The following is a 5,462-nucleotide window of genomic DNA, read 5'->3' as shown; positions in this document are numbered from 1 at the left end:
AGACGATGCCGAGCGGATTTCGTTCATTGCCCTTGGGTTAGCGCTCTGCTTGTGCATCTCGATGCATAGTTTACAATGCGGCATAGTTAAAAAATTTGCTCTCGCGGATGTGCAGAACGGCTTCGTCGAGATTGACGTCCTGCATGGTCAGCCGCAAGGCTTCGCCATGCCGAAGGCAAGCGCCGTACAGAATCAGAATGAGTGCGCGCATAACGTATGCGTCCAGCGGAACGTGTGGACTGCATGCCGCGGATGTCACGTCGAGCAGGCGCTTTAGTTCCTCCTTCGAATAAATATAGGGCGTCAGCGGTGGCGGCAATTTCGGACTGTGGCGAGGAAGCGGAGAAGCCGTGACATACCCACGCGAAAGGGCGAAACGAAACAGGCAGTCAAGTACCGACCTTCTCTTACCCCAATGGTTGGTCAGCGGTCTATTACCAGTCAGGAAGTCCTGTACCTGTTCGACCGTGACCGACTCCACATCAATGTTGCCATCCAGCCGGTGGCAGAATGAGGCAAGTGTTTGCGCCTCAAAATTGAAGCGCATGCCCAACGCCCGTTTGTGGCTCACGTATTGGGCGATAAGTTCGGAGAGCTTCATAGCAGACTCCCCAAATCGATTTCGGCCACACACCTCAGTCCGGTCAGGTCAACCTTCGCATAGGTTCTCGTCGACGAAGCGCTGCGATGGCCGAGATGATCGCCGATCTCCTTCAGGGCAAAACCAGCGTCGAGTAAATGCCGGGCATTGGCATGCCTCAGGCAATGTGCGCCGCGCCGCGGGATATCGATGCCAAGCGTCGCGAGACGCGATCGGACGATGCTGCTTACTCGCCCGGGTGATAGCGGTCGGATAGGCGCCTCGACCGACAGAAATAGCTCGCGATGGGCGCTTCGCGGACGCGCTTCCTTCAGGTAGCGCAGAATGGCGTTTCCAACGGTTGCCACCAGCGGGTATTGCTGTGTGCAACGTTGCTTGGGACGATTGACATGAAGGATCTCGCCGCACCAGTCTATATCCTCCAGCCGGAGCCGCACCACCTCGCCGCGCCGCAGTTCGTAGACAACCAGCAGCATGATCATCGCACGGTTGCGCAGATCGATCGTGCTGTCGCCGACAAAACTGGCGACGAATCTTTGCACATCCTCCCAATCCGGCCCGAGCGGCAAACCCTCCTCCCTATAAACCACCGGTGCTTCAATGCCGGACGCAACGTTGGTAGCCCACCCTTGTCCTTCTACGTACCGGAAGAAATTGCGGAGCGTGCTCGCAAGTGCGTGTAACGAGGCTCTGGCTCAGCCATGGTTGCCCTGGTACGCGAGATAGGCGTCGACATCGTGGATGGTGAGGGCATCGAGTGTCTTGTCAGGGCGACAGACCGTTGCCAGAAAATGACCGATCTCATCGCGGCAGTTTGAAATCGTAGCAGGGGAAAGTCCTCGCTGGTCGCGCATGAAATCGACGTAGTGCTCGACATAGCGAACAAATGGTTCTTTCGCGGGATGCCATTCCTCCAGACGCCCTAGAAAGCGCAGCCAGGCCGTGGCGGTATGGATGAACAGAAGCCGCGAGCTGCGGGACCCGTTCGTGCGCTCACTTCGAACGAGACGAATCCGATGGTCAACGGCGAACGCGATTTCCTCGTGCGTTATTTGCACCGACTGGCACAGATCCATGCTCCGGGAAAAAACGAGCAGGATCCAGGCGATCTTCCGGATCGACATGGGCGGATAACCCTGTTCCTGACAATGCACGAGGAAGCGCTTCCTCGATTCCAGGCAGGGCGCCAGATTGTGGGCAGCAAGAACATGTGGCTGCGTAAAGAGAGTCTCGAACATGATATTCCCCCATTGATGATCAGTGGAATATCAGTATCAGCCTGAAATTATGTCGTCATGGAACGTCAACCTGGTAGGCAATACAGGGCCATTGAGAGGCACCGCGACATATTTTTTACCACGCCATACTCGTTTATATGGGCCCGGGCCCATATCTGGGAGAAGGGACATCATGAACGACACGACAGAACTTGCCCGGAAAGATGAAACGGCAGTGGCCCAGCGCGAAGACGAGCAGTCGCGACGCGGGATCACGCTAACGCCGCCCGTGGACACCCGTTCTCGCCCACGAGGGCGAGACTGAGCAGCTGGCACTGCCGGAAGTCGGTGAATTCCGTGTCGAGGAAATACCGGTTGTTCCAGCCGGCCTGCGGCTCGAGTTCAGCCGGCAGTGGCCACCGCATTGCGCCGTGAAAGTGTGTATCCGTCATGTCCGCTACTTCGTCATTTTGCCGTCGGCTCGCCCCGTGTCATCCAACGCGAACCCGCCCGAGGCTGATCAGGGTTTGTCGCCGTCCTCGCTGCGCGCGTCTAACCCAGCCCGCGCCTCCGGCCCCGGCACCGTGCGGTGTCCGCGCGCGCCGCGGATCCGCCGCAGCGGCCCGGCGAGCACCGTCACGGGTGTGGGAAACGGGATCGGAACGGCCCTGGTCACGTCGTCGCGGGTCGCACGCACGAAGCGCCGCAGCCGTGCACGCAACGCTTCGGAGGTTTCGTCGGGAAGCTCGATCGCCCGCTTGCGTCTGCTCATGTCGATCCCTGTTTGAAGCCGCAGCCGATGCGCCGGTGGTGCGCTGGCCGCGATAAGGCGGATTGTACTAAACCGCTGACGCGGTAGTGGGAGGGAAGCGGAGGTCAGTGCCTGGCGTTCGGTCAGGATGGTGATCGGATGGCGGGCCACGAGGAAGGGACGAGCAGGCGGCCAGGAGCAGCATGGAGGTGCCCGACCGGGCATGCCATCCCCTGTCTCCTGGAGGTTCGCCATGACACTGCTCCGCCAACGCATGCTGCACGACATGCAGATCCGCTAATACGGAGGATTTTGTAATGTGAAGGAGAAGCAATAGCTCGTCTTTGGACGGACCTCTGCGGCGATCTCCTCCGCATAAGAATCGTAAGAATGGGAAGTGCGCGATCCTTGGTAGCGTCATTCAAGGAGGTGCACATGTCACACAGGAAATCATTGCCGGAGCCTATCGCCCGGCTCGAAGCCCATCTGCGCGAGCAAAAGTACTCCGCTGAGGCATGTAAACGCAGCCTGTGCGTTGCCCAGCGATTCTTCACCTATATGCAACAGCACCAGGTCGACATCGAACAGACTCGACCCGTCCACGTGACGGCGTATCTAGACTACCAGTTGCGCCGGTTCCGGCGCTCTAACGGAAGGTATCCGAAGAATCTTGCCGCGTGGCGCAACTGGCATCGCAGCGGTGTTCAGACGCTACTGCGCGTGGTGCAAGGCCGCTGGCCTCCAGTTGCAAAGCCGGCAAGCCCACGAGAGGCTTTTCATCAGCAACTTTGCGAATCATTTCTCAGCTCGCTGGTAACGATGCGTGATCTTGCGAGAGGAACGCTGTCCGTGCGTCAACGCGTTGCCCAACATTTTCTCGAATCACTGGGCGAACGAGGTACCGAGGCACTGCTTGCGAAGCTCACGCTGACCGACGTCGATCGCTATGTGCAGTCAAGGGCATCTCAACTGGGGCGCGGCGCCCTTAAGAATCTGGTGAACGCTCTGCGAAGCTTCCTGCGCTACTTGCACCAGCACGGCTGGATCGCCCTTGATCTCGCCCCGAGTTTGATCAGTCCTCGACTCTATACTGATGAGAGTATTCCCTCGGCGATACGTATCACAGAAGTCGAGTTGCTCCTCAAAGCCGCGCGCGAGGACCGAAGTCCGAAGGGGTTGCGCGACTATGCGATCTTGCTGATGCTTTGTACCTATGGTCTGCGCGCAAGCGAAGTGGCGAGACTTCGCCTGGAAGAGCTGGATTGGAGGAGGGAATGCGTGCGCATCCGCCATACCAAGACCAGATCGGAATCCATGCTGCCATTGCTGCAACCCGTTGGCGAAGCCATTCTTGAGTATCTGCGCAACGGTCGTCCCCAGACCGCTGCGAGCTAAAGTCGAATCTGGTGTACGGGGGCGTTGAGGCGGGAAGTTGAAGGCGGTGGAGGTTTCAGCTGAGAATCTGATTGTCGAAGTCGGAAACCAGCAAACAACAAACCATCCACCATGAGCAAGGATACGGAAAAAGCAGTTGTCGGTCTATTGGGCGCCGGGCTGGGGCTGGACGATTTGGTTCGTCAAGGGGCACGGCAAGTGATTCAACAAGCGATTGAAGCGGAGCTGGCAGAGCTGATGGAGCGGTTCGCGAACGTCAAGACCATGCATGGACAGCGCGCGGTGGTCCGCAACGGCTACTTGCCGGAACGCGATGTGTTGACGGCGGCCGGGCCGATTCAGGTGAAGGTGCCGAAGGTGCGTGATCGATCAGGATTCGGCGTGAAGTTCAACTCGACGATCGTGCCGCCGTACGTGAGGAAGTCGCCCCGCGTAAGCGCAGCCCTGCCGTGGCTGTATCTGAAGGGTATTTCGACGGGCGACATGGGCGAAGCGTTAAAGGTGCTCGTGGGCGATGACGCCAAGGGCTTGTCGGCCAACGTGGTGAGTCGGCTGAAGGCGCAATGGGCTGAAGATCATGCGGCCTGGAGCAAGCGGGACTTGTCGGAATCACACTATGTGTACTGGTGGGTGGACGGCATTCACACCGGGCTGCGCAGCGAGAACTCGGACGGTCAATGCTTGCTCGTGATCATCGGCGTGAGGCCGGATGGGAGCAAAGAGCGCGTGGCGATCGGCGATGGGTATCGCGAGACGAAAGCATCGTGGCTGGAACTGTTGCTCGACCTGAAAAAGCGCGGTCTGAAGGCGGGTCCACGGCTGGCGGTCGGCGACGGCGCGATGGGCTTCTGGGCGGCGCTGGAGGAAGTGTTTCCGACAACGCGTGGTCAGCGCTGTTGGTTTCACAAGATGGGCAACGTGCTCAACGCGCTGCCCAAGTCGCAGCAGGCGCGCGCGAAGGCCGACATGCAATCGATCTGGATGGCCGCGACGCGTGCCGAAGCCCACGCCGCGTTCGATCGTTTCGTGTCGATCTATGCGGCCAAATATCCGAAGGCGGCGGAGACGCTGAAGAAGGACCGAGAGAGCTTGCTGGCCTTCTACGAGTTCCCCGCCGAACATTGGCAGCATCTGCGTACCACCAACGCGATTGAATCGACGTTCGCGACGGTGCGCCACCGTACGACACGTACGCGTAACTGCGTGTCGCGACCGACCTTCCTCGGCCTGGCATTCAAGCTGATTGAGGAAGCCGAGAAAACTTGGCGCCGTATCAACGGCCCGGAAAAGATCAAGCTGTTGCTCGAGGGTGTGGCCTTCAAGGACGGCGAACCGGTGCAAGACGATCGACCGGTTCAGCAGAAACTCGCCGCTTGAAATCGACCGCCATCAAAATGTTCATACACCATGCATGGACGCCCCCGGCTTGCCAAGCTCTCATTTGTAACGGATTGAAGGTAACGATTGCAGCCATGCATCCGGACTTCAATGGCCGGCG

At 59.0% G+C, this 5,462-nt stretch carries 7 protein-coding genes; 2 read left to right on the top strand and 5 right to left on the bottom strand.

The genetic code is table 11. The features are described 5' to 3' along the window. Window positions 1-70: 70 nt before the first annotated feature. From HWY30_RS40330 to HWY30_RS40315, 5 genes are all read right to left on the bottom strand, one after another. Window positions 71-601 carry a tyrosine-type recombinase/integrase gene (locus HWY30_RS40330; RefSeq protein ID WP_090812442.1) on the bottom strand — a complete coding sequence of 177 codons (531 nt, stop codon included), beginning with the start codon at window positions 599-601 and terminating at the stop codon, window positions 71-73. Next, the gene (locus tag HWY30_RS41255) at window positions 598-1,170 is read right to left on the bottom strand and encodes a tyrosine-type recombinase/integrase (RefSeq protein ID WP_208524379.1); all 573 of its coding nucleotides are present in this window, start codon (window positions 1,168-1,170) and stop codon (window positions 598-600) included. Before HWY30_RS41255 ends, HWY30_RS40330 begins: the two co-directional genes overlap by 4 nt. Before the next feature lie 126 nt (window positions 1,171-1,296). Continuing rightward, entirely contained in the window at window positions 1,297-1,839 is a 543-nt protein-coding gene (locus tag HWY30_RS41250) for a site-specific integrase (protein WP_208524378.1), read from the bottom strand. Window positions 1,840-2,090: 251 nt separating this feature from the next. Continuing rightward, window positions 2,091-2,270: a hypothetical protein gene (locus HWY30_RS40320; protein ID WP_090812443.1), complete on the bottom strand. Its 180-nt coding sequence runs from the start codon at window positions 2,268-2,270 to the stop codon at window positions 2,091-2,093. A 68-nt stretch (window positions 2,271-2,338) separates the two neighbouring features. After that, on the bottom strand, window positions 2,339-2,824 hold the full coding sequence (locus HWY30_RS40315; RefSeq protein ID WP_167368859.1) for a hypothetical protein: 486 nt from the start codon (window positions 2,822-2,824) through the stop codon (window positions 2,339-2,341). A gap of 180 nt (window positions 2,825-3,004) precedes the next feature. Between HWY30_RS40315 and HWY30_RS40310 the strand changes: the two genes are divergently transcribed. After that, window positions 3,005-3,964 carry a tyrosine-type recombinase/integrase gene (locus HWY30_RS40310; protein ID WP_167368860.1) on the top strand — a complete coding sequence of 320 codons (960 nt, stop codon included), beginning with the start codon at window positions 3,005-3,007 and terminating at the stop codon, window positions 3,962-3,964. A gap of 111 nt (window positions 3,965-4,075) precedes the next feature. Next, window positions 4,076-5,341: an IS256 family transposase gene (locus tag HWY30_RS40305; RefSeq protein ID WP_090812446.1), complete on the top strand. Its 1,266-nt coding sequence runs from the start codon at window positions 4,076-4,078 to the stop codon at window positions 5,339-5,341. Window positions 5,342-5,462 lie beyond the last annotated feature (121 nt).

Origin of the sequence: Paraburkholderia tuberum STM678, assembly GCF_902833905.1 — a bacterium.
GTDB classification, from domain to species: Bacteria; Pseudomonadota; Gammaproteobacteria; order Burkholderiales; family Burkholderiaceae; genus Paraburkholderia; species Paraburkholderia tuberum.
This window is presented reverse-complemented; position numbering and strand designations above follow the sequence as displayed.